Raw genomic sequence first — 21598 nt, 5'->3', positions numbered from 1 at the left:
TGTCACGCGTTGCGTGGCGGTAGTGATCCAGTTCACGTACCGCCACGCGCCGGCTATGAGCGGTATGCTCCGTGCGGGCGTGTCCGTTCGCGAACTATAGCGGTACGATCTTGGGTTCCCGGTGCAATGGCGGCTCGCCATACGGGAAATAGGTCGGCCCGCAGCCGAAGTGAACGGGCGGACACTGATCCCAGCCGCGTCGAATGACGATGGGCGGTTCGAACTCACCGGGGCAAACCGGCGGGCCTTCGCGCCTCAGGCAGTCGAAGCCGCCGCGAATGGTTTGCGACGCCTTGCGATCGAGTTCGTCGACACGGGGCAGGTCTTTGAGGAGGAGGGTTTTCATGGTGTATCTCCAGCAGGATTGGATGGGCGGAGAGCCCGGACATTGCCGCGCTCATGATCTGCTGTTGCACGCACCATGCCATGCGCCGCAAAGCGAGGCGCCGCATGCATTTGGGGGATTCTTTGGCAAAGGGTGGTTGACTGACACCAACTAACCGCGCGCCGGTGTCGGCGAGTTGCCGACAGCCAGGTTTATCTCAGCACACTCGTTGCGCCCACCGAAATCCAGGCACAGCCGCCCGAGCCTGCACACCTCAACGCGAGTCGCCGCGCCATGCGGCAAGCACGGCCGGCAATTCAGCCATGTCGCGAAAGACATGCACGGCGCCGGCGCCATGCAAGGCAGTCGCGCTGCTATGACCCAGTTCCTTCGGGCAATAACCGAACACGGTGGCGCCGGCCGCAACACCGGCGGTCGCGCCCGTTACCGTGTCTTCGACCACCGCGCAACGTTTCGGATCGACGCCCAGCCCGGCGGCCGCGGCGAGATAGACATCAGGGAAAGGCTTGTTGCGGGTCGTTTCGTGACCGCTGAAGATGTGTCCTGCGAAGCAGTCGAGAATACCCGCCTTGGTCAGTTGCAATTCAACCTTGAGGCGATCCGCGCCCGACGCTACCGCAATGCGCCCGTTCAGCACCGCATGAAGCGAACGTACCGCGGACGCCGCGCCCGGAATCGCGACCAGTTCGTTGTCGAGCGCCGCATTGCGGCGTTCGCGAAACTGCATGAGCCAGTCGGTCGTGATCGCGAAGCCGGTGCGCGCTTCGATAAGCGCGGCCTCGTCCTTGACGGTTTTGCCGACGAAAATACGCATCGTTTCTTCGACGCTCAATTGCCAGCCCAGCTCGCCGAGCATGTCAGTCAGCACGCGGTTGGTGATGGGTTCGGTGTCGACGAGCACGCCGTCGCAGTCAAAGAGTACGGCGTCGAAGGGAAAATCGGCCATCGGGCAGGGTGGGAATCAGGTTCGTGGAACCAGCAAGGATACCTCACCGGCCCACCTGCGGCGGAACAAGGGCCGCGCGACGTGGCCCTTGCGCCGAAGCCCGCAGACTCAGTTCTTATACCCGTCGCTCAGTGTCTTCATGAACGCGATGATGTCTTGAATGTCCTCATCGGTCATGGCCGGCTGATCACCGAACTTGCGGTCGAATGGCGCGTCGGCGACGTCGACGTTGGCGTGATACTGCACCGGCAGATCGTTGTACTTCTGCACCTTGCCAGAGGCGTCCCGCGGATAGATCTTCTCGGGCGCCGTATTGCGCAGGTTGTAGAAGTCCATGACTTGCTTGAGGTCGTGATACACGGCGTTGTGGAAAAACACCTTGCGTTCAGCCACGTTGCGCAGGGTCGGCGTCAGGAACATGCCGCAATACTGCGTTTCCTTGGCAAGATCGCTGCGGAACGGTCCGCACACGCCCATATCGAAGAACTTCGGGTCCTTATTGGCGGGAAGCGCGGGATTGCGCGGTACGCCCAGCGCTTCGTACTGCGTATCGGTAAACACCGGAGGCAAGCCGTCTTTGGTCGGCTGGCTCAAGTGACAGCCCGCGCAGTTCGCCTTGTCCTTGTCGTTGAACAATTGCAGGCCGTGCAGTTCGGCGTGCGTCAGCCGTGCCTTGCCTTCGAGCCAGGCGTCGTACTTGCTGGTAAAGGCATGAAACGATGAATCCTCGGTCTGATAGCGTCCCACGGCGAACATCGCTTCCGAAATCAACAAGCTCGGATTACTGACGATCCCAGGGCCAAAGATCTGCTTGAACTGGTCCACGTACTTCGTTTGCAGCAGCTTGCGCGCCACATCTTCCGGCGAAGCATTGGCCATCTCCACCGGATTGAGCAGCGGTCCGATCGCCTGATCCTGCAAGGTGTCCGCGCGGCCGTCCCAGAACAGCCCGCCTTGCGGCACCATGGCCGGAGCGGCGGGCGCGGCGAGCTCGGTCTTCTGCGCGCGCTGCACGCCGGCGGCTTGCGTCGCCAGCTGGGTCATATCCACCGGCACGTCGGTGTCGCCCTGATCCGGGCCGATGCTGAACGGCGCCTGCCGGTACAGATACGTGAGCGAGGGCGGCGGACGATATCCGGCCTGGTTCATATGCGCGCCGCCGAGCTGAACCGGGAATGCGTTATCCGGCCCATATGAATGCTGCGGCGAGTGGCACGACGCGCACGACTGCGTGCCGGACGCCGACAAGCTCGTGTCGAAGAAAATCTGTTTGCCGAGCAGCGCCACCGCGCTGAGCGGCACGGCTTGCGGACGCAGCAGATGCACCGGATGCGGATTCGCGCCGGTGATGTCCTCGACAATCGCGCCGACGGCGGGCGGCATGCGCTCCGGGTAGATGAGCGCATACGCGCTGCTGACGCCCAACGCGAGCGCGATGCCGGCCGCGCTCCACGCGAGCAGGCTGCGCCACGAGCGGCGGGGCTCGCCGCCCGCGGGCAGATGCGAAGGCAGGGCGGCGTCTGAAGGATGATTCATGGCGGTGGTGACTGGAAATTCGAGTGGGTGCAAAAAAGCAAAATCGAGCCAGCACGGATGCGCTGGCTCGACGCCCATCTACAGCTTGCCGGGTTTCACGCTCCGCGATCTGCAGCGTTGCCCGGCGTGATTCGCGAAAGGCACGAGTGGCACGAAAGCGCACACAAGCCGCTTTCGCACACTACGCCGGGACGCGCACAGGGGCGCGGCGCCCGGCGCGCAAGGCGGCCGCTCAGCTTGCCGGCGCCGTTGCCAGCTTCGTACCGAGGTTCTGGTCCAGATACAGCGGCGCGAGGTTGCCGCTGCCGGCAAAGTTGAACATGTTGACGATGCTGCCGGCCGTCGCGTCGAACGACCCGCCGCCCAGGCGTTGACCGCCCAGCCAGTTGTCTTCGATGAACTTCACCACGGACGCCTGGGTGATCGGCGTATCGTCGACGAAGTTGGCCTTCGCCCACGGCGACACCACGATAAACGGCGTACGTGTACCCGGGCCGCAGCGGCCGTTCACCGCGCCGCCATTCACGCCTTGCGGCTGAACCGCGCCCGCTGCCGTGCACTGGCCCACGCCGCTCAGATTGTCGCTGCCCGCCACCGATTTGCCGCCGGCGGATTGCGCCGTGGTCGAGTCGAACGATGCGCTGCTCGGCGCCTTATAGCGGTGGTCGTACCAGCCGTCCGAATCGTCGTAAGCGATGATCACGGCGGTGTTGTTCCAGTCAGGCTGCTGCTGCAGGAAGTTGATCACCTTCGTGACGAAAGCCTGTTCGTCGATCGGGTCCGAGTTGCCCGGGTGGCCGTCGCTGATTGCCGGCGCCTTCAGGAAGTTCACCGACGGGAAGTTGCCCGCCTTCACCGCCGCGAAGAAGTCGTCGGTGTCGTACTGGTGGTGAACCGGCGTCGCCGTGTTGTCGAGCGGATCGGTCGCGCCGATCAGTGCCGCCGACGTCGGGCGCGTATGCGCGAGGTTAGCCGTGCTGGCGTAGTACTGGAACCACGCATGGTGCTGCACGTAGTCGGTCTTGGTTGCATTCAGCACTTGCGAGAAGGTCGAGCGCGCGCAGCCGGTCGTGCCGTTGGCATTGACCGTCGCGAGGTTGAAGCCGCCCATGAAGCCGCCCCACGTCAGACCCTTGGCGTTGAGCAGGTCGCCGATGTTCTTGTTCTTCGAGGACATCGTGCCCGTTACCACACTGCCTGCCGCCGTCGTGCAGACGTCGCCGGTCGGGTCGAGGTCGCCGATCATCGTGAAGCCGCCGGCCGAGTCCGGAATCGCGTTGGCCGAGGTGCCGCCCGAGACGACGACGCCGTTGTTCTGGCCGGACACCACTTCGAGCGCACCCGGCGTCGACGGACCATACGTGTCCGTGTACGCGTTCTGGTTCATCGCGAAGTTCTGCGCGTAGTTCCACATGGCCGTGACCGTGTTGCCGTCGAAGTAGCCGAGCACCTGGCCCTTCGTGGCGAACGCGCCCGTGCTGCCGGCAATGGTCGAGCCCGACGCCGTGAACAACGGGAACGAGTCCATCGCGCCGTTGTTATAGGCGAGCTGCTCCGCCGCGTACGCGTGGTTCTGGCTCGAGGTGTTGGCTTGCGAGCGGTCCAGGCGGAACGGCAGCAGATCGGAAGCAGGCAGGCCGAGACCGGCGATCGCCACGCTGCCGACCGAGCGGCCCGCCGTGTTCGGCGACGTGGCCAGCGCGTTCGGGTTCGTCGTGAGCAGGTTGTTGGCGCTGAGGTTGTTGACCGACGGCGTGCCCGAGGCTGCCGTGAATTGCGGCTCGCCGACCGGATTGGCGGCTTGCGGATAGGTCCCGAAGTAGTGGTCGAACGAGACGTTCTCGCCGAAGATCACCACGAGGTGCTTGATCGGCGTGGTCGTGACCACGGCATCCTGTGCCGACACCGCGGCGGTGGGCGCCGGGGTGCTCACGCTATTGTTGCTGCATGCCACGAGCGCCAGCATCGCGGCAAACGGGATGGGCAAAAGGGGTAAAAGGCTTCTACAAAACATTTGACTGGCTCCAGATTCGACTACGCCTTCCAGCGTTTCCATTGCGATGCGTGTGGAGGTTCGCTGGGGGTTATTGTTAGAAATACAGCTAGTGCTGGTGGTCTTGCCGCGACAAACTGCGCGCATTGAACCATTCGATGGTTAAAATTTCGGGGCGCGAACATTACCGAAGCCCTCCTGTTTCTTTCAAAGTCGTAACTTACTCTGTCGTTCTGCCAACGTTTGTCCACTATCTGAGAACGACGGCGATGCCGCCCGTTGCACGGACGTGTCTGCCGTTTTTCCCTCATCTTTCCAACGCTGCTGTCCTACGAAATTCCGCGACGGATTTTTGCGGCTGCCGCGTTCAAGAAGTAACGAGGCCGCTACTGGCTTCGACTCTTATCGGAGAAACCAACATGACATCCACTCAACCGGGTCGCCTTCTGACGTCCATGCTGGCCGCCGTGCTGGTTTGCGCCGGCACGCTCACTGCCGCGCCGGCTTTCGCTCAGGCGGTGATCGTCGCGCCGATGGCGCCGCCGCCGCCGCGCGTCGAGGTCGTGCCGGCGCCGCGTTCGGGCTATGTCTGGGATCAAGGCCGCTGGCGCTGGAATCATGGCCGCTACGTGTGGGTGCCGGGCCACTGGCAGCCGGTGCGCGTCGGTTATCGCTGGGTACCGGGACATTGGGTGCAGCGCGGTCCCAACTGGCGTTGGGTTGAAGGCCATTGGGCTTGACGCGGGAGCGCCGCGGCGTGCTTCTTCCGGTGCTACTCGCTGTGCTTACCTGAACCAGGCAGATTGCTATGAAAACGCTTGTGGTCATTCTGCTGGCGGCAACGCTCGCCGGCTGTGTGGTGGTCCCGGCGCGGCCGGCCTACTATCGTCCGGCCGTCGTCGTATATTGATTGTGGTTGTGGCGGGCACCGCGTGCTGCACGCGCCGCCCGCGTGGTCTGTTCAAACCGGTGCGCGCACAACGATTCGCGTGAGGATGAAATCAGGGTGAATTGCATCAGAAGGAGTGGCGGCTAGTGAACCATGTTCGTCCGGCGTCACCGCCTGTCAGGTCCGTTCGTTTCGGGCAGATGCGGTTCGCATCGCGATGGCGCGTGCCGCGGCAATCAGCACGATCCGCACGGCTCACGCGCCGCGTCGAACCGGCGTGCGGGAGCGGCACGCCTTGAGCGAACGCGATCCCGACGCGGAGCTGCTTGAACGGGTCGGCCGGCAGGATCCGGCCGCCGTTCGTTCGCTCGTCTCGCGCAAGCTGCCGCGTCTGCTTGCGCTGGCCACGCGCATGCTGGGCGACCGCATGGAAGCCGAAGATGTGGCCCAGGAGGTGTTCGTGCGCATCTGGAAGCAGGCGTCGCGCTGGCGGGAAGGCGAGGCGAAATTCGACACGTGGGTTCACCGCGTCGCGCTCAATCTCTGCTACGACCGCTTGCGCGGCCGGCGCGAGGAGCCGCATGACGAGATGCCCGAGGAGGTCGATCCCGCCGCGCTTCCCGATGCGCGGCTCGAAGCGCGAGCCCAGGACCAGCGCATACGCGACGCGCTCGCCGCTTTGCCGGCACGCCAGCGCGAGGCGCTGGTGCTCAATTACTACCAGGAGATGTCGAACATCGACGCCGCCGCCCTGATGGGCATCACGGTCGATGCGCTGGAAAGTCTGCTGGCCCGTGCGCGCCGCAATCTGCGCGCTCAACTGGCCGGCAGCGGCCTTAGCAAGGACAAGTCATGACGCCCGAAAGATTCCATCAGATTGTCGAGGCCTATGGTGCCGAGCCGCGCCGCTGGCCGCAACAGGAGCGCGCGGCGGCCGAGGAGTGGGCGCGGCAGCATCGCGTCGAAGCCGATACGGTGCTGGCGGAGGCAGCCGGCCTCGATGCATGGCTCGCCGCCGACAGGCTCGAACCACCGGGCGAGGCGTTGCGGCAGCGCGTGCTCGACAGCGCGCCGGTGCGGCAGCCCGCGGCGCCGCGGCGGCGCTTGTGGTGGTCGGGCGCGGCGGTTGCAGGCGTGGGCCTGCTGGGTGGTCTGGCCGGCGCTTTTGCCGTGTCATTCTTTGTCCTGACGGAGACGGTGCCGCCCGTGCACGAGTCGAGCTATTTAACTTCGAGCTTCGGTGGATCATCCGCCGATTGGAGCGGCGAATGAACTGCCGGTCGTGGAAAATCGTGCTGATTGCCTCGCTCGTGTTCAACGTGTTTCTGCTGGGCGCGATTGTCGGTGGTGCTTATCAATGGTTCACTGCGCGCGGCGCGACTGCGCCGGTGCGGGCCCAGCAGTCCGCGCTGCGTTTCGCCGCGGATAGCCTGTCCGCCGACCGGCAAAAGGCCTTTGTCGACGGCTTGAAGAATGCGCGGCGCGAGGGCAGGCAGTATGCCCGTGAGGCCCGCGAAGGGCGCCGCGACGTGTTGAGCCTGCTGGCGGCGCCGCAGTTCGATCGCGCGGCGCTCGACGCCGCGCTGGCCCGTACGCGTGAGGCCGACAGCCGTCTGCGTGCGCAGGTGGAAGGCAGCGTGGCCGATTTCGCGGCAAGTTTGTCGCCCGAGGAGCGGGTCGCGTTCGCCGACAGTCTGAAAGTGCATGGCCAGTGGCGTGAGCCGCTGCCGGCCGCGAATGCGAAGAAGCCGGCGCAAAAGCCGGCGCAGAACCCGGCGAGCGAAGCATCCAGCGAATCGTCGGGCGAATAAAAAAATAGCGGCGGTGGCGACGGATTTTCTCGCGGCGGACGTTTAAAGAGTATCCATTGCCGAAGAGGGTGGTATGTCCAACTCACCGAACCTGAACGCCGCGGCGATCGCGCTGAACCGCTTCGGCCTGGGCGCGCGCGCCAACGATTCACCGCCCGCCGACCCCAAGGGCTGGCTGCTGGCGCAGTTTGAACAGTATCAGCCGCGGCCGCCCGCATGGGCCGGCCAGCCTGACTCGATAGCGCTGTCGACGGAACTGCTGCAACAGCGCATGCGCCTCAATCAGCAGGCCAGGTCGAATGCGGGCGAGGGCGCCGCCGCCAATCCGGCGACCGCCCAGACCACCGCGCAGATCAATGCGCAAGCGAACGCCCAAACTAACGCACAAGCCACACCGAAGAACGCGGCGGAAACTGCCAGGGAGGCCGAACGAAAAGCCTTTCGTGGCGAAATACTCGACATGTACCGCTCATCGGTGAATGCACGCGTGGCGAGCGCATTGACCACGCCGGCGCCATTCGTCGAACGGCTCGTTCACTTCTGGGCCAATCATTTCGCGGTGTCCACCGAGAAGCCCGGCGTCGCGGCGCTCGCCGGCTCGTTCGAAGCCGAGGCGATTCGCCCGCACGTGCTCGGCCGCTTCGAGGACATGCTGGTGGCTGTGGAACGCCATCCGGCCATGCAACTGTTTCTCGACCAGACGCGCTCGGTCGGGCCGGACAGCATGGCGGCCATGCGCGCCGCGCAACGCAATCCGGAGCGCAAGCGCGGCCTGAACGAGAACCTGGCGCGCGAAATCATGGAACTGCACACGCTCGGCGTGCGCAGCGGCTACAGCCAGGACGACGTGACCGAATTCGCCCGCGCGCTGACCGGCTGGAGTCTCGCGGGCAACCCGGCCAATGGCGGCGCGGCAGGCAGGGCGCGCTTGCAGGAGAACGCCGCGCCGGGCACCTTCGTGTTTCGCGCCGCGCTGCACGAGCCGGGTACGCGGACCATCATGGGCCGCCGTTACGACCAGCCCGGCGAAGAGCAGGCGCTAGCGATCCTGCATGACCTCGCGAGCGCGCCGGCGACAGCACAGCATATCGGCACCAAGCTGGCCCGTCATTTCGTCGCCGACAATCCGCCGGCTGGCGTAAGCGAACATCTGGCCAGCGCTTTTGAGCGCAGCGGCGGCGATCTGCCCACGATGTACCGCGCGCTGATCGACCTGCCGCAAGCGTGGTCGCCCATCGCGGTGAAGTTCAAGACGCCGTGGGAGTGGACCCTATCCACGATGCGCGGGCTCGGCTGGCAGGACCTCGGCAAGCTGCAGACGGCGCCCATCCTCACGCAGCTCGGCCAGCCAGTCTGGCGACCGGGTTCGCCGGCCGGTTACGACGACATTGCCGCGAGCTGGGCCGCGCCCGACGCGCTCGTGCGCCGGGTCGAAGTGGCGCAGCGTTTCGCGTCGCAAGTCGGCGACCGGCTCGATGCGCGCGCGCTCGGCCAGACCTTGCTGGCCGGTTCGCTCAGCGCGCCGACGGCCTCTGCTGTATCACATGCCGAAAGCGCCTCCACGGCCATTGCGCTGTTGCTGGTCTCGCCGGACTTTCAACGGAGATGAATACCATGCTCTCACGCCGCAAGTTCTTGAGCGTCGCCGCTGCCGGTGCCGGCGCGATTCTGGTGTCGCCGCAGATTGCGTTCGCGAGCGTCGCCACCGACCGCCGTTTCGTGTTCGTGATCCAGCGCGGCGCGGCCGACGGTCTGAACATCGTCGTGCCGTACGCCGAGCCCGCTTACGCCACGCTGCGTGGCGCGCTCGCCATCGACACGTCCAACGCGCCCCGGCTCGATGGCACCTTCGCGCTGCATCCCGCGCTGGCGCAGACCGCCGCGATGTATGCACAGCACCAGGCACTGTTCGTGCACGCGGTCGCGTCGCCGTATCGCGACCGCTCGCACTTCGACGGGCAGAACGTGCTCGAGACCGGCGGCACGTCGCCGTATCAGACCAAGGACGGCTGGCTGAACCGGCTCGCCGCCCAGTTGCCCGCCACGCGCGAAAACGCGATCGCCTTTGCGCCCACCGTGCCGATGGCGTTGCGCGGCACGGCGGCGGTGACGTCGTACGCGCCGTCGGCGTTGCCGGCCGCGCCCGACGATCTGCTCACGCGGGTTGCGCAACTGTACGACCAGGACGCGCAATTGCGTCCGTTGTGGGAGTCCGCGATGACCGCGCGCGGCCTCGCGGGCGACGCCGGTGCGCGCCAGGATCCGGCCAGCCTGGGCAAGCTCGCCGCGGGCTTCCTGTCACGCGACGACGGTCCGCGGATCGCCATGATCGAAACCGGCGGGTGGGACACGCACAGTGCGCAGAACGCGCGCCTCGCCAACCAGTTGAAGGCGCTCGACACCCTGCTCGCGGCATTGCGCGACGGCATGGGTCCGCTGTGGAGCAAAACAACCGTGCTGGTCGCCACGGAGTTCGGCCGGACCGCCGCCGCCAACGGCACGGGCGGCACCGACCACGGCACCGGTTCGGTGGCGATGGTGCTGGGCGGTTCGGTGCAGGGCGGGCGCGTGATCGCGGACTGGCCGGGTCTCGCGCCGCACAACCTTTACGAAGCACGCGACCTGAAACCCACCACCTCGCTCGACGCGCTGATTGCCGGCACCGCGAGCGAAAGTCTCGGGCTCGATCCGCAGCGCACGGCGTCCGCGCTGTTCGGCCAGACAGCGGCCGTGCGGCCGTTGACGGGCATCGTGCGGGCCTAGCGCCGATACATGCGCGTCGCAGGACGCCGCATCTACACCACGAATTCAACCGCGGTAACCGAAAGAGCCGGCCGGTGGCCGGCTCGTTCATAAAACACTCAGGAGAGGAAAATGAAAATCACATCGAACGTACGCGCCATTTCGATCGTGGGTCTTTGCGCCGCCTTGTTGTCAGCCTGCGTGGTCGAGCCTGCCCGGCCGCCGCAGCCCGCTCCGCTCGTCGAGGTGGTACCCGTCGCGCCCGCACCGGGCTATGTCTGGGTAAAGGGCCATTACCGCTGGGAGGGCAATCACTGGCAGTGGGTGCCGGGACATTGGAGGGGATAACCGGATTGCATCTGTGACGCCGGCAGAATGCGCGTTCGTCAACGCGGCTGGTGGCGCCGCTCGCTCGCGTTGCGCGGCGAGCAGCGCCACCAGCCGACCCGGCAGGCCGCCGGGTCGAGCCTCGCGCGCTTAGCCTCCGCCGCCCTGCGTGCCGAGCGTGATCTTGTTGCTCACCGACTTCACACCGGCCACGCTTTTCGCAATTTCCTCAGCCTGGGGAATCTGTGCGCCATCGGGCACTGTTCCCGTCAGCGTTACCGCGCCGCCGCGCGCGCGCACAAACACGTTCGATACATCGAAGCCCTGTGCTCTTGCCATGGCCTTGCGTACTTGCAGGCCCAGCGCCCGGTCAGCCTTCTTGGTCGTTTTTGCATCGGTACCCGGCGCCGCCATGGTGCCGGACGCCATCGCCATCGCGTCACTGGACTGTGCATAGGCGCTGGATGCAGTCGCCACGCACAGTGCAATGCCGAGCGCCTTCAAAAGATTGACTGTTTTCACGTTTTCTCCATCCTCGAAAAGTTGATGTCGCTTCGTTGCATGCAAAAAACCACGCCCTTGCGAGCATTGTTCCGCTCACGAGGAGCACCTAGTCTTATAGAAGAGTGATGCTGCGACGCTCCCGGCGCGCTTAAACAATACTCCAGCCAACGCGCTCATGCTGGAAAAACTGCCCCAGGCGCCGCTTTAGCTGCGGCGACGCAACGCGAATTTCGCACGCGCGCTTCGGGGCGCCGGGGTCTAGAACCACCGCGGCGCCATGCGGAGGGTGGTGTCGTCGAGGCTGCGCAGTGTCGCGAACATCAGGGCGACGCGCGGCAATTCCCAACGGAAGAACCACTGGCACGCATGCAGTTTGCCGCGGTAAAAGTCCGCATCCGCTTCGCTATGCGCTTGGGGTAGCGCGGCGCTCGCGACGATCGCCTGTCTCAGCCACGTCCATGCCATCACCACGTGGCCGAAGGCCTCGAGAAACGCATTCGCATTGGCCAGCGCACGTTCGCTGTCTTCTGCGAGCGTGGACAGCAACGCTTCGACCGTGGCGCTCAGGTCGCGCCATGTGTCGCCGAGCGCATCCGCATGCGCGTGCAACGACACATGAGCGCGTGCGGCGTCGATGGTGTGCTGGATTTCACGCGCCAGCAGTTTGAGCGCGGCGCCCTGTTTCATCGTGACTTTGCGGCCCAGCAGATCGATCGCCTGAATGCCGTGGGTGCCCTCGTGAATCATGTTCAGACGGTTGTCGCGATAGAACTGCTCGACCGGATATTCGCGCGTGTAGCCGTAGCCGCCGTGAATCTGGATCGCCAGGCTGTTGGCTTCGAGGCACCACTGCGACGGCCAGGATTTCACCACGGGCGTCAGCAGGTCGAGCAGCAGGCCCGCTTCGGCGCGTGCGGTGTCGCTCACGCCGGTGTTCTGTTCGTCGACGAGGCTCGCCGCATACAGGCACAACGCGTAAGCGCCTTCCACATAGGCCTTTTGCGCGAGCAGCATGCGGCGCACATCGGCGTGTTCGATCAGCGGCACTTGCGGATCGAGCGGGTTCTTGTTGTCGGGGTGGCGTCCCTGCGGCCGTTCGCGCGCGTAGTCGAGCGAGGCCAGATAGCCTCGATAGCCGAGCATGACAGCGCCGAGCCCGACGCCGATGCGCGCCTCGTTCATCATGTGGAACATGTAGGCGAGACCGTGGTGCGGGTCGCCCAGCAGTTCGCCGATACATGCGCCATGCTCGCCGAACGACAGCATGGTCGACGTGGTGCCGCGCCAGCCCATCTTGTGAATCAGCCCGGCGAGAGCGACGTCGTTGCGCGCGCCGAGGCTGCCGTCTTCGTTGACTTGGAACTTCGGCACCGTAAAGAGCGAGATGCCTTTGACGCCCGGCGGCCCGCCGGGTATGCGCGCCAACACCAGGTGGACGATGTTCTCGCTCAACTCGTGATCGCCGCCTGAAATGAATATCTTGTTGCCGCGAATCGAGTAGGTGCCGTCTTCGTTGGGCGTGGCGCTCGTGACGAGATCGGAGAGGCTCGAACCCGCTTGCGGTTCGGTCAACGCCATGGTGCCGAATGCGCGGCCTTCGAAGAGCGCTTGCAGATACTTGCGCTTTTGCGCCGCGCTGCCGAAACGTTCAATCACGTTGGCGTTCGCGGTGGTCAGCATCGCGTACGACGAGGTGGCCATGTTGGCGCTCTTGAAGAGCGACAGGCACGCAAACGAAATCACCGACGGCAACTGCATGCCACCCAGCTCGTAGTCTTTGCCCGCCGCGAGGAAACCCGTGGCGCGCATTGCGTCGAGCGCCTCCTTGACCTCGGCCGGCATGGTGACCCGTTGCCCGTCGAATTGCGGCTCGTGTTCGTCCGAGAGGCGGTTGTGGGGCGCGAACTTTTCGATTGCGACCGCGTGCGCGGTGTCGAGCGCCGCGGTGAACGTTTCGCGGCTGTGATCGGCGTAGCGTGGACGGCGCGTCAGCGCCTCCACCTCGAGCACTTCGAACAGCTGGAACTCGAGGTCGCGCGAGTTGATGATCTGTGCATCTTGCATGGGAGAGGGTCCGTCCACAGGAATGCCGTAATGCGAAACAGCTGCGCGCGCCGCGCGGAAACCCGCGCGCGCGCAGCGGCACGGCTCGATTGATAAGCATCGTATTCGGGTAAGTCCCGATGATCCACCCGGCGGCGATTTGTGTCAGTCTATAGCAAAAGTGAATGAGCGTGCTTTTATTCGAGCGCCGCATGGCGGCACACAGAATGGCCGAGAAATAGGGGATCCGAATCTGTCTGGCCGAACCAACTGGAGGAGCGTTGCAATGTCTGTGAAGGACCTGTTTCAACTCGACGGCAAGGTTGCACTGATCACGGGGGGCTCGCGTGGGCTTGGCCTGCAAATGGCCGAGGCACTCGGCGAAATGGGTTGCCGCGTGGCGATCACCGCGCGCAAGGCCGACGAACTTGCGCAGGCGCAAGCGCATCTGCAACAACGTGGCATCGAGGTGCAGACGGTGATTAACGACCTGCAGCGCTTCGAGGGTATTCCAGGTCTCGTGGATGAAGTGCTGGGCATGCATGGTCACATCGACATCCTCGTCAACAACGCCGGCGCGACATGGGGCGCGCCCGCCGAGGACTACCCCGACGAAGCGTGGCACAAGGTCATGAACCTGAACGTCAACGCACCGTTCTTTCTCGCGCGCGAAGTCGGCAAGCGCAGCATGATTGCCCGGCGCGCGGGCAAGATCATCAACATTGCCTCGGTGGCCGGCCTGAAGGGTTCGCCGCCCGGCATGAATACGATTGCGTACAACACGTCGAAAGCCGCCGCGATCAATTTCACGCGTGCGCTGGCCGCGGAATGGGGCAAGTACAACATCAACGTCAACGCGATCTGCCCGGGTTTTTTCCCCTCGAAAATGTCCGCCGGGCTGCTCGGTAAACTCGAAGACACGATCGTTGCGCACACGCCATTGCAGCGTCTGGGCGGCGACGAAGATCTCAAAGGCCCGGTGGTGTTTCTCGCCAGTGAAGCGTCGCGCCATATCACGGGTCAGCATTTCGCCGTGGATGGCGGCGCGATCATTGCCTGAGTGAGACACCAATGAACGAACGCCATTATCCGCATTGGCCGCCGCAGCTGCCACGGCATCTGACGTTGCCGCAAACCAACCTTTTCTTTAACGCCGAGGTGTCGGCCGCGCGCTTTCCCGACAAGCCGTTCATCATTTACTACGACACGGCGGTCACGTTCGCCGAGTTCAAGGACGAAGCCGAGCGGATCGCGGGCTTTCTGCAGCAGGAATGCCAGGTCAAGGCGGGTGACCGCGTGCTGCTCTACATGCAGAACAGTCCGCAATGGATCATTGCCTACTACGGCATTCTGCGTGCGAACGCGGTGGTGGTGCCGGTCAATCCGATGAACATGAGCGACGAACTGGCGCATTACGTCGAGGACAGCGGAGCGACCACGATCATCGCGCCGCAATGTCTGTTCGCGAACGTCGAACCGCTGATCGGCAACGGCCCCGGCAAGGGCATCGAGCACGCCATCGTCGCCACGTATAGCGATTATCTGAGGCGGCCTTCACCGATTCAGGTGCCTGAGTTCGTCGCGGCGCCTCGCAAGACGTTCAGCATTCCCGGCGTCGTATCGTGGCAGGACGCCATCGAGCGGCGCATTGGGCCAGGGCCGCTCACCACCGGTCCGGACGATCTCTGCGTGATGCCGTATACGTCCGGCACCACGGGCAAACCGAAGGGCTGCATGCATACGCACCGCAGCGCGATGAGCACGCTGGTCGGTGGCTGCGCCTGGTTCTCGACGCCGGCGGATGCCGTCTATCTGTCGGTGTTGCCGCTATTTCATGTGACCGGCATGCAAGGCGGCATGAACAGCGCGGTCTTTTCCGGCGCCACGATCGTGCTGCTGTCGCGCTGGGATCGTGAGGCGGCAGCGCTATGCATACAGAAATATCGCGTCACCGGCTGGCAGTCGATCTCGACGATGATGGTCGATTTTCTGTCGAATCCGAAACTCGGCGAGTACGACCTGTCGAGCCTGACGGGCGCGCGCGGCGGCGGCGCGGCCATGCCGGAAGCCATTGCCAGAAAGCTCAAGACGCTGACGGGCCTCGACTATGTCGAAGGCTACGGCATGTCCGAGACGATTGCCGGCACGCACATCAATCCACCGCATCGTCCGAAGCCGCAGTGCCTGGGCATCCCGGTGTTCGACGTCGACTCGCGCGTGATCGATCCGGCTTCGCTGCAGGAGCTGCCGCAAGGTGAAACGGGCGAGATCGTGGTGAATGCGCCGCAGGTCATGCTGGGCTACTGGGGCAGTCCGAAGGCGACTGAGGAGGCGTTCGTCGAACTCGACGGCAAGCGCTTTCTGCGCACCGGCGACCTGGGGCATATCGACGAAGATGGCTATTTCTTCATGACGGATCGCCTCAAGCGCATGATCAACGCATCGGGTTCAAGGTGTGGCCCGCCGAGGTCGAGGCGCTGATGTACCGGCACCCGGCGATACACGAGGTGTGCGTGATCGGCGTGACGGACGCGAAGCGCGGCGAGACCGTGAAGGCGCTGGTGGTGCCCGCCGCGGCGCATGCGGAGACGATCACCACGCAGGCCATCATCGACTGGGCGCATGAGCAGATGGCGGCGTACAAGGCGCCGCGTATCGTCGAGTTCGTGACCTCGCTGCCGAAGTCGGGCAGCGGCAAGATTCTGTGGCGCAAGCTGCAGGAAGAGGAGGCGGCGCGCAGGGCGGCTGCGGGTGGCGGTACGCGCGGCAGCGGTGATAGTGGCGGCGAAGGCTCGGGGGGGCGAGACTAAATAAAGTCAAATAGTTAAACAAACAAACTTGTATGGTGCAGATGAAGCGCCGGAACAGGCGCGCACCGGACGCTGGAATAAAAAAACCCGCCGAAGCGAGGCAATCCGTTCAATGGGGCGATCTACTACGTAGCTTCATCTCTGCGTTTCGCGCCAATGCATTTCGAGAGCTTCATAATTAATAAATAAGCCATTATTGCGGCGATGACTTCAAGGACCATCATCGCCGGAATGTAGAGATTATCCGGGTCGTGAATGCCCAATTTTTGACAAATAACGAGTAGCCAATGCAATTGGTTTTCTGTCATTGGTTGAGGGTACGTGTGAACATATCTCACTGACAGAATGAGCAGGCCAATAAAGAGAAAGCATTTAAAAACCTTACGGACAAGCGTTGCCATAGGTGATGACCTCAATCCAACCATATGCCGTTAATCCGGAATTGCCTGCCGGGGTTGTGGTCGTATGCAGGAATGCTCGCCGGATAGTCTCAAAATCGGAGTAGGTTGGCAACGTGATGCAGCCGAGCGAAAGGCCACGTCCACCAGCAGGATGCAGACGGAAATTTCCGCGCTGAACTCCTTTGACCCACGTGTAGTCGTCAATGAGGCCGTCGTCGCGATAGAGCGCGAACCATTCGTTATGGTGAGTCGGTGCTCCCCATATGCTATTCCAGGTATCTTTAGTCAACGCCCACGCTTGCGAGCCGATGCCCCCGGCAGGTCGATCTATAACCCAATACTTTCCAGCAGGGATCGGACCATTGTCGGGAACGGCAGTGCATCCACCACGGTTGCGGTAGATGTCATTTCCCGAGTAAGCCTGAAACGTCCCCACACCAAAGATTGCGAGCGGAGAGAAATGCTGGTTATTGACGGTGAATTTCCCCTGTAACGCCATGATCAAGAACGCTCGTCCCAGTTATCCGTGAACTTGACGTTGCCGTCGGTATAGTGCCAGGTAATACGCTCGTACATTAACCCGACCGACTCGATATGGTTGAGTTGGGACATTGCAGCAAGTTTGGTGTTTGCCATGCCGGGATTCATTCCGACGACCTTCACGCCCTCTATGAGCATGATGAAATAAACCTCTTCCTGCCCCGCGTCATTGATTCGATACCACTTTAACTCTGCAGATTTCAACGCTTGTCCTGTAGCGACGGCTTTATACAAATAAGGGCTGGAGGCGTCAAACTCCTTTTCAAGACTCATTGGGGAATGGTTGCGTGATCCGGTAATGGTGCCGGTCTTGCTGTCGACCGGGAGATTCACGCCGTGACCGAATCCGATTATTTCAATACTTCCTTCTCGTCCCTGCACAGTAACGGAGCCTTTGATATCTGCCCCGCCGTCGTCCTTAAGCCACATGTATGCTGGAATTGGCACGTACGAATCCTCACGTTGAATTGCGGTCCAGAGGTATTTGTGCATCCACCTTGAAAGTGCGATCGATAATAGTGAAATATTATTCGCGTATTTTAAGATGATGCCACCTTTTGTGGGCGAACTTCAGATGCGGCCACTTCGCATGGAGTGCAATTTTTCACGAATTCTGAGGCCGCCCGCCAATCTCTGACATTTAATCGTCTGCAAGCATTATGCGCCCTGCGCTTTCTGATCTCAGCGTCGAAAAACGCTTTTTCGTGTTTTTCAATTTCAAGGCGAAGCAGTCACTATAGAGTCAGCGTGTCTTGGTTGCCGGTTGTCTCAAAATACGCTTGCGGGTCAACAACAAAGTTGTACAAGTTTATTTTTCTTTAACAGCGGGGTAATGGCACAAGCCAACCTCAAGCGTGACTGACGCGAGCCTTGCGTGGACTACCACGCGAGGCATGCTTCTTTCGCATTTTGCCTGTAAGCTCTATCTGCTTGTCCGCACCGAACATGGCGCGCGACTCGCGGTGGTGAACAAAAGACTCATAGAGACAACTCCATTGCACAGCAATGCGATTGCCAACTTTCAAGTGGAGAATTTGGACATGAAGAGCTCTGCCCTCAAACAACTCATGCTCGGGCTTGCCGTCACAGCGATGGTGGCCGGCAGCATTCCGCTCGCCGCGGCTCAAGGTGCAAGCGACGCGACGGCTGCCGCTGCGATGGCGCCCGCCGCGGCAAGCAGCGCGAAGCCGACCAAGGCCGAGCGCAAAGCGGCACGCAAGCAGGCCCGTGCCAAGAAGAATGCCGAGTTGAAGAAGCTCGAAGACGCGGGCTATCACCCGGCCGCGAACGACCCGAACTATCCGACCGATCTGCAGAACGCGCAGAAGAAGGCGGGCATTGGCACCGGCGCGAGCCAGTAAGCAGTCGAAAAGTGCACCCCGGCAAGCGCGCGATGTGGCTGAACTTCGCGCGCTTGCCGTTCAGCTTGAAACCCTCTGACGATTTACTGCGAACGCGTGCTTCGCCACGCGCGCGGCGTCATGCCGAAACGTGCGCTGAACCAGTGCGTGAATGACGACTGGCGGGTATAGCCGAGCAGCGCCGCGATGCGGCCCATCGAATAGCGCGCATTGGCAATGTAGCGCAGCGCCAGATCGTGACGCACGTCGTCCACTAGCGCGGAGAACGTGCTTCCCGCGGCATCGAGATTGCGTTGCAGTGTGCGTACGCTCAGATGCAGATGCCGGGCAACGTTCTCGAACGAGGCCTGTTCCAGCGGCAGCAGCAGATAGATGGCCTTGCGCACATCCATGACGATCGCGTCCGCGCCGGCCGCGTTGAGCGGCTCGGCGAGACTCTCTGCAAAGCGGACCAGCTCCAGGTCCGCGGTCGGGTTCGGATAGTCCAGATCCGCGGCATCGCAAACAATCCCATTGAAGTCGCTCTCGAACTCCAGCGGGCAGCCGAAAAAGCGCCGGTAAAACTGCAGTTCAGCGGGGCCGCGGTGGGTGAAATGCACACTGCGCGGTTGCCAGTGCGTCCCCAGCAACGTGCTGCTGTGGCGTGACAGCACGCCAACAGCCAGCTCGGTGGCCTGGCGGGTCGGAATACCCGGGTCCGCGACGATTTCCTCGCGAATGGTCACCGTGTCCCCGGCCGTCTCGATGTAGACGCCCAGCGCGTCGTTGACCAGATGCCGGTACTGGGCCGCCGCGAGCAGCACGTCGCGCAGCGTGCCTTTGTGCGCGAGCAGCATATTGATGACGCCGGAACCAAACTGCTTGCGCGTTTCAGCCAGCATCAGCCCGAAGTTCGGACACGCTGCTTTCGCGGCCGTGATCTCGAGCAACTGACAGGCGGCATTCACCGGAATGCGATCCTCGGGGTTGGCGAGCGCGGCGGTGTCGAGTCCGACTTGCCGCAACATCTCAGCCGGGTTCAGGCCCAGCCGCCGCGTCACGTCGATATAGCCGCTCAAAGTTACCGCAGGCACCATCGTCTGCATCGCTCCTCCTTCCTGCATGTTCTTTTCTGCCCGCTGCACGCCGCCTTTGGCGCGTCACAGCCGAGGCTGGTGTTTACGCTTACTGGCATGAAAAGCGAAAACTGTGTCGTGCAAAAGCAAAAGTGTACTACACGATTCCACTATCGTTCTACCCATACCTTTCGGTGTTCGCTCCTGTTTCTGGATGGGGAGCCGTGGCGCCGAACGCCCTTAGCCCGATGTGAAGGAAGGAAGACATGCAATTTCTCGATGATTCGCTGCATCCCGAAAACCAGGACAAGGTCGTCATCACGGTTGCGCCCTACGGTCCTGAATGGATGCCGGCCGATTTCCCGGAAGACATTCCGGTGACCATGGAAGAGCAGATTCAAAAGGCGGTGGATTGCTACGAGGCGGGTGCGACGGTGCTGCACCTGCATGTGCGTGAACTGGACGGCAAGGGCTCCAAGCGCCTGTCGAAGTTCAACGAGCTGATTGCCGGCGTGCGTGCGGCTGTGCCGGACATGATCATCCAGGTGGGCGGTTCGATCTCGTTTGCACCGGAAGACGACGGCCAGGCCGCGAAGTGGCTCTCCGACGACACCCGCCACATGCTCGCCGAACTCTCGCCGAAGCCGGACCAGGTGACGGTCGCGATCAACACCACGCAGATGAACATCATGGAGCTGCTTTATCCGGAGTATCTGGCGGGCACGTCGCTGGCCAATCCGGTTTTGCAGGCCGCCTACAGCGAGATGACTGTGCCGGCCGGTCCGGCGTGGCTCGAAGAACACCTGAAGCGTTTGCAGGGTGCCGGCATCCAGCCGCATTTCCAGCTGACCGGCATTCACGCGCTCGAAACGCTCGAGCGGCTGGTGCGCAAGGGCGTCTACAAGGGGCCGTTGAACCTGACGTGGATCGGCATTGGCGGCGGCTTCGACGGCCCGAACCCGTTCAACTTCTTCAATTTCGTCCATCGCGCGCCGGATGGCTGCACGCTCACCGCCGAATCGCTGCTGAAGAACGTGCTGCCGTTCAACATGATGGCGATGTCCATGGGTCTTCACCCGCGTTGCGGGATCGAGGACACGATCATCGATCAGCACGGCAAGCGCATGACCTCGGTGCAGCAGATCCAGCAGTGCGTGCGCGTGGCGCACGAACTGGGCCGCGAGATCGCGTCGGGCAAGGAGGCCCGGGAGATCTACAAGATCGGCGTACAGTACGAAACGGTGGATGAAACGCTGGCCGCCAATGGCATGGCGCCGAACCGCGCGTCGAATGTGAAGAACATTCCGTTGCGCGCTGCCTGATGTAGGGGGCATGGGCGCGGCGTGACACCGCCGCGCTGATGCCGGGCTTCACACTGGAGCTTCCAGGCGCTGGCCGGATGCCGCAAGGCAGCCGGATCGGATAAGCGGCCTCTTCGTGCATTCCGTCACGGAAATCACGACCGGGAGCCGCCGCGCCGGACGCGGAGGAGACGATCTTGCTGATGCAGCATGCAGAGCCCGCGACGGGCGATTTTCCGGTGGCGCGTTCGGATGTGCGCGCTTACGCGTGGGTAGTGTTCGCGCTGACGGTCGGGCTACTGCTGTCCGACTATATGTCGCGGCAGGTCCTGAATGCCGTTTTTCCGCTGCTCAAGTCCGCATGGCACCTGTCGGACACGCAGCTGGGGTCGCTGAGCAGCGTCGTCGCGCTGATGGTAGGTCTCCTGACATTTCCGTTGTCGGTCATGGCGGACCGGTGGGGCCGTGTCAGAAGTATCGCGCTGATGGCCACGGTCTGGACCCTCGCGACGCTCGGCTGCGCGCTGTCGACCAACTACGGCGAGATGTTGGTGGCGCGCACCTTCGTCGGTGTGGGTGAAGCCGCCTACGGGAGCGCGGGTATCGCGCTGGTGCTGAGCATTTTTCCGGCCCGCTTGCGTTCCACGCTCACGGCCGCGTTCATGGCGGGCGGCGCGTTCGGGTCGGTGTTCGGCATGGCGCTGGGCGGCGCGGTCGCGGCCCATCTCGGCTGGCGCTGGTCGTTTGGCGCGATGGCCTGCTTCGGCATCGTGCTGGTGATCGTGTATCGGCTCGTCGTGACGGAACAGCGGCTCGCGGCGCTGGAACCCGGCAGCAATCGCGAGCCGACCGGCAAGCTCGGCGTGCGCATGCACTTTCGCATGCTGCTGAGCTGCCTCTTGTCATCGCAATCGGTGGTGTGCGCGTACGTCGGCCGCGGGTTTCACCCCCTCGTGCCGGCCGCCCTCTGCGCCTGGCTGCCGAGCTCCCCGA

At 63.2% G+C, this 21598-nt stretch carries 20 protein-coding genes and 1 pseudogene; 12 read left to right on the top strand and 9 right to left on the bottom strand.

Annotated elements, in window-relative coordinates; all coding sequences use genetic code 11:
• Positions 1-94 precede the first annotated feature (94 nt).
• The 4 genes from A6V37_RS31810 to A6V37_RS31795 all read right to left on the bottom strand — a co-directional run bounded on the left by A6V37_RS31810 (position 95) and on the right by A6V37_RS31795 (position 4842).
• Positions 95-346 carry a hypothetical protein gene (locus A6V37_RS31810; protein ID WP_064265020.1) on the bottom strand — a complete coding sequence of 84 codons (252 nt, stop codon included), beginning with the start codon at positions 344-346 and terminating at the stop codon, positions 95-97.
• Positions 347-599: 253 nt separating this feature from the next.
• Positions 600-1292: an HAD family hydrolase gene (locus tag A6V37_RS31805; protein ID WP_064286716.1), complete on the bottom strand. Its 693-nt coding sequence runs from the start codon at positions 1290-1292 to the stop codon at positions 600-602.
• Positions 1293-1400: 108 nt separating this feature from the next.
• Complete coding sequence (locus A6V37_RS31800) at positions 1401-2828, bottom strand: cytochrome-c peroxidase (RefSeq protein WP_064286717.1); 1428 nt, start codon at positions 2826-2828, stop codon at positions 1401-1403.
• Between the two features lie 232 nt (positions 2829-3060).
• Positions 3061-4842, bottom strand: coding sequence for a phospholipase C (locus A6V37_RS31795; RefSeq protein ID WP_064286715.1), 1782 nt, complete (start codon positions 4840-4842; stop codon positions 3061-3063).
• 434 nt (positions 4843-5276) lie between these two features.
• Here A6V37_RS31795 and A6V37_RS31790 point away from each other — a divergent pair, with 434 nt between their 5' ends.
• The 7 genes from A6V37_RS31790 (at position 5277) to A6V37_RS39615 (ending at position 10611) form a co-directional block, all read left to right on the top strand.
• On the top strand, positions 5277-5561 hold the full coding sequence (locus A6V37_RS31790; RefSeq protein ID WP_242665693.1) for a YXWGXW repeat-containing protein: 285 nt from the start codon (positions 5277-5279) through the stop codon (positions 5559-5561).
• 366 nt (positions 5562-5927) lie between these two features.
• The gene (locus A6V37_RS31785; protein ID WP_278185253.1) at positions 5928-6566 is read left to right on the top strand and encodes an RNA polymerase sigma factor; all 639 of its coding nucleotides are present in this window, start codon (positions 5928-5930) and stop codon (positions 6564-6566) included.
• Positions 6563-6982 carry a hypothetical protein gene (locus tag A6V37_RS31780; RefSeq protein ID WP_064265016.1) on the top strand — a complete coding sequence of 140 codons (420 nt, stop codon included), beginning with the start codon at positions 6563-6565 and terminating at the stop codon, positions 6980-6982. Before A6V37_RS31785 ends, A6V37_RS31780 begins: the two co-directional genes overlap by 4 nt.
• Complete coding sequence (locus A6V37_RS31775; RefSeq protein ID WP_064265015.1) at positions 6979-7521, top strand: periplasmic heavy metal sensor; 543 nt, start codon at positions 6979-6981, stop codon at positions 7519-7521. The genes A6V37_RS31780 and A6V37_RS31775 overlap by 4 nt, the downstream gene beginning before the upstream one ends.
• A 73-nt stretch (positions 7522-7594) precedes the next feature.
• Positions 7595-9130, top strand: coding sequence for a DUF1800 domain-containing protein (locus A6V37_RS31770; protein ID WP_064286714.1), 1536 nt, complete (start codon positions 7595-7597; stop codon positions 9128-9130).
• Between the two features lie 5 nt (positions 9131-9135).
• Positions 9136-10284, top strand: a complete 1149-nt coding sequence (locus A6V37_RS31765) for a DUF1501 domain-containing protein (protein WP_064265049.1) — start codon at positions 9136-9138, stop codon at positions 10282-10284.
• A gap of 111 nt (positions 10285-10395) precedes the next feature.
• On the top strand, positions 10396-10611 hold the full coding sequence (locus tag A6V37_RS39615; RefSeq protein WP_075643591.1) for a YXWGXW repeat-containing protein: 216 nt from the start codon (positions 10396-10398) through the stop codon (positions 10609-10611).
• Positions 10612-10740: 129 nt separating this feature from the next.
• On the opposite strand, the gene A6V37_RS31760 is transcribed toward A6V37_RS39615, so the two are convergent.
• Both A6V37_RS31760 and A6V37_RS31755 read right to left on the bottom strand, forming a co-directional pair.
• Positions 10741-11112, bottom strand: a complete 372-nt coding sequence (locus A6V37_RS31760; RefSeq protein WP_064265013.1) for a BON domain-containing protein — start codon at positions 11110-11112, stop codon at positions 10741-10743.
• Positions 11113-11352: 240 nt separating this feature from the next.
• A complete protein-coding gene (locus tag A6V37_RS31755) occupies positions 11353-13158 on the bottom strand; it encodes an acyl-CoA dehydrogenase (protein ID WP_064265012.1) in 1806 nt (601 codons plus the stop codon).
• Between the two features lie 265 nt (positions 13159-13423).
• On the opposite strand from A6V37_RS31755, the gene A6V37_RS31750 reads away from it, so the two are divergent.
• Both A6V37_RS31750 and A6V37_RS31745 read left to right on the top strand, forming a co-directional pair.
• A complete protein-coding gene (locus A6V37_RS31750) occupies positions 13424-14197 on the top strand; it encodes an SDR family oxidoreductase (protein ID WP_064286713.1) in 774 nt (257 codons plus the stop codon).
• 11 nt (positions 14198-14208) lie between these two features.
• Positions 14209-15947: pseudogene (locus tag A6V37_RS31745) on the top strand (long-chain fatty acid--CoA ligase).
• 381 nt (positions 15948-16328) lie between these two features.
• On the opposite strand, the gene A6V37_RS39610 reads toward A6V37_RS31745, so the two are convergent.
• Both A6V37_RS39610 and A6V37_RS31735 read right to left on the bottom strand, forming a co-directional pair.
• Positions 16329-16847, bottom strand: a complete 519-nt coding sequence (locus tag A6V37_RS39610) for a DUF2778 domain-containing protein (RefSeq protein WP_075643590.1) — start codon at positions 16845-16847, stop codon at positions 16329-16331.
• 2 nt (positions 16848-16849) lie between these two features.
• Positions 16850-17335 carry an Hcp family type VI secretion system effector gene (locus A6V37_RS31735; protein ID WP_064265048.1) on the bottom strand — a complete coding sequence of 162 codons (486 nt, stop codon included), beginning with the start codon at positions 17333-17335 and terminating at the stop codon, positions 16850-16852.
• Positions 17336-17928: 593 nt separating this feature from the next.
• Between A6V37_RS31735 and A6V37_RS31730 the strand changes: the two genes are divergently transcribed.
• A complete protein-coding gene (locus tag A6V37_RS31730; RefSeq protein ID WP_082902539.1) occupies positions 17929-18249 on the top strand; it encodes a hypothetical protein in 321 nt (106 codons plus the stop codon).
• Between the two features lie 83 nt (positions 18250-18332).
• Here A6V37_RS31730 and A6V37_RS31725 read toward each other — a convergent pair whose 3' ends face one another.
• Entirely contained in the window at positions 18333-19334 is a 1002-nt protein-coding gene (locus tag A6V37_RS31725; RefSeq protein ID WP_064286712.1) for an AraC family transcriptional regulator, read from the bottom strand.
• Between the two features lie 236 nt (positions 19335-19570).
• Here A6V37_RS31725 and A6V37_RS31720 point away from each other — a divergent pair, with 236 nt between their 5' ends.
• Both A6V37_RS31720 and A6V37_RS31715 read left to right on the top strand, forming a co-directional pair.
• The gene (locus A6V37_RS31720) at positions 19571-20626 is read left to right on the top strand and encodes a beta-keto acid cleavage family enzyme (protein ID WP_064265008.1); all 1056 of its coding nucleotides are present in this window, start codon (positions 19571-19573) and stop codon (positions 20624-20626) included.
• Between the two features lie 176 nt (positions 20627-20802).
• The coding region (locus tag A6V37_RS31715; protein WP_157447918.1) for an MFS transporter at positions 20803-21598 on the top strand (796 nt) is incomplete at its 3' end.

Origin of the sequence: Paraburkholderia ginsengiterrae (genome assembly GCF_001645125.1) — a bacterium.
In the GTDB taxonomy this organism is placed as follows: domain Bacteria; phylum Pseudomonadota; class Gammaproteobacteria; order Burkholderiales; family Burkholderiaceae; genus Paraburkholderia; species Paraburkholderia ginsengiterrae.
The sequence above is the reverse complement of the archived record's forward strand: the minus strand, read 5'-3'. Positions and strand labels throughout refer to the sequence as shown.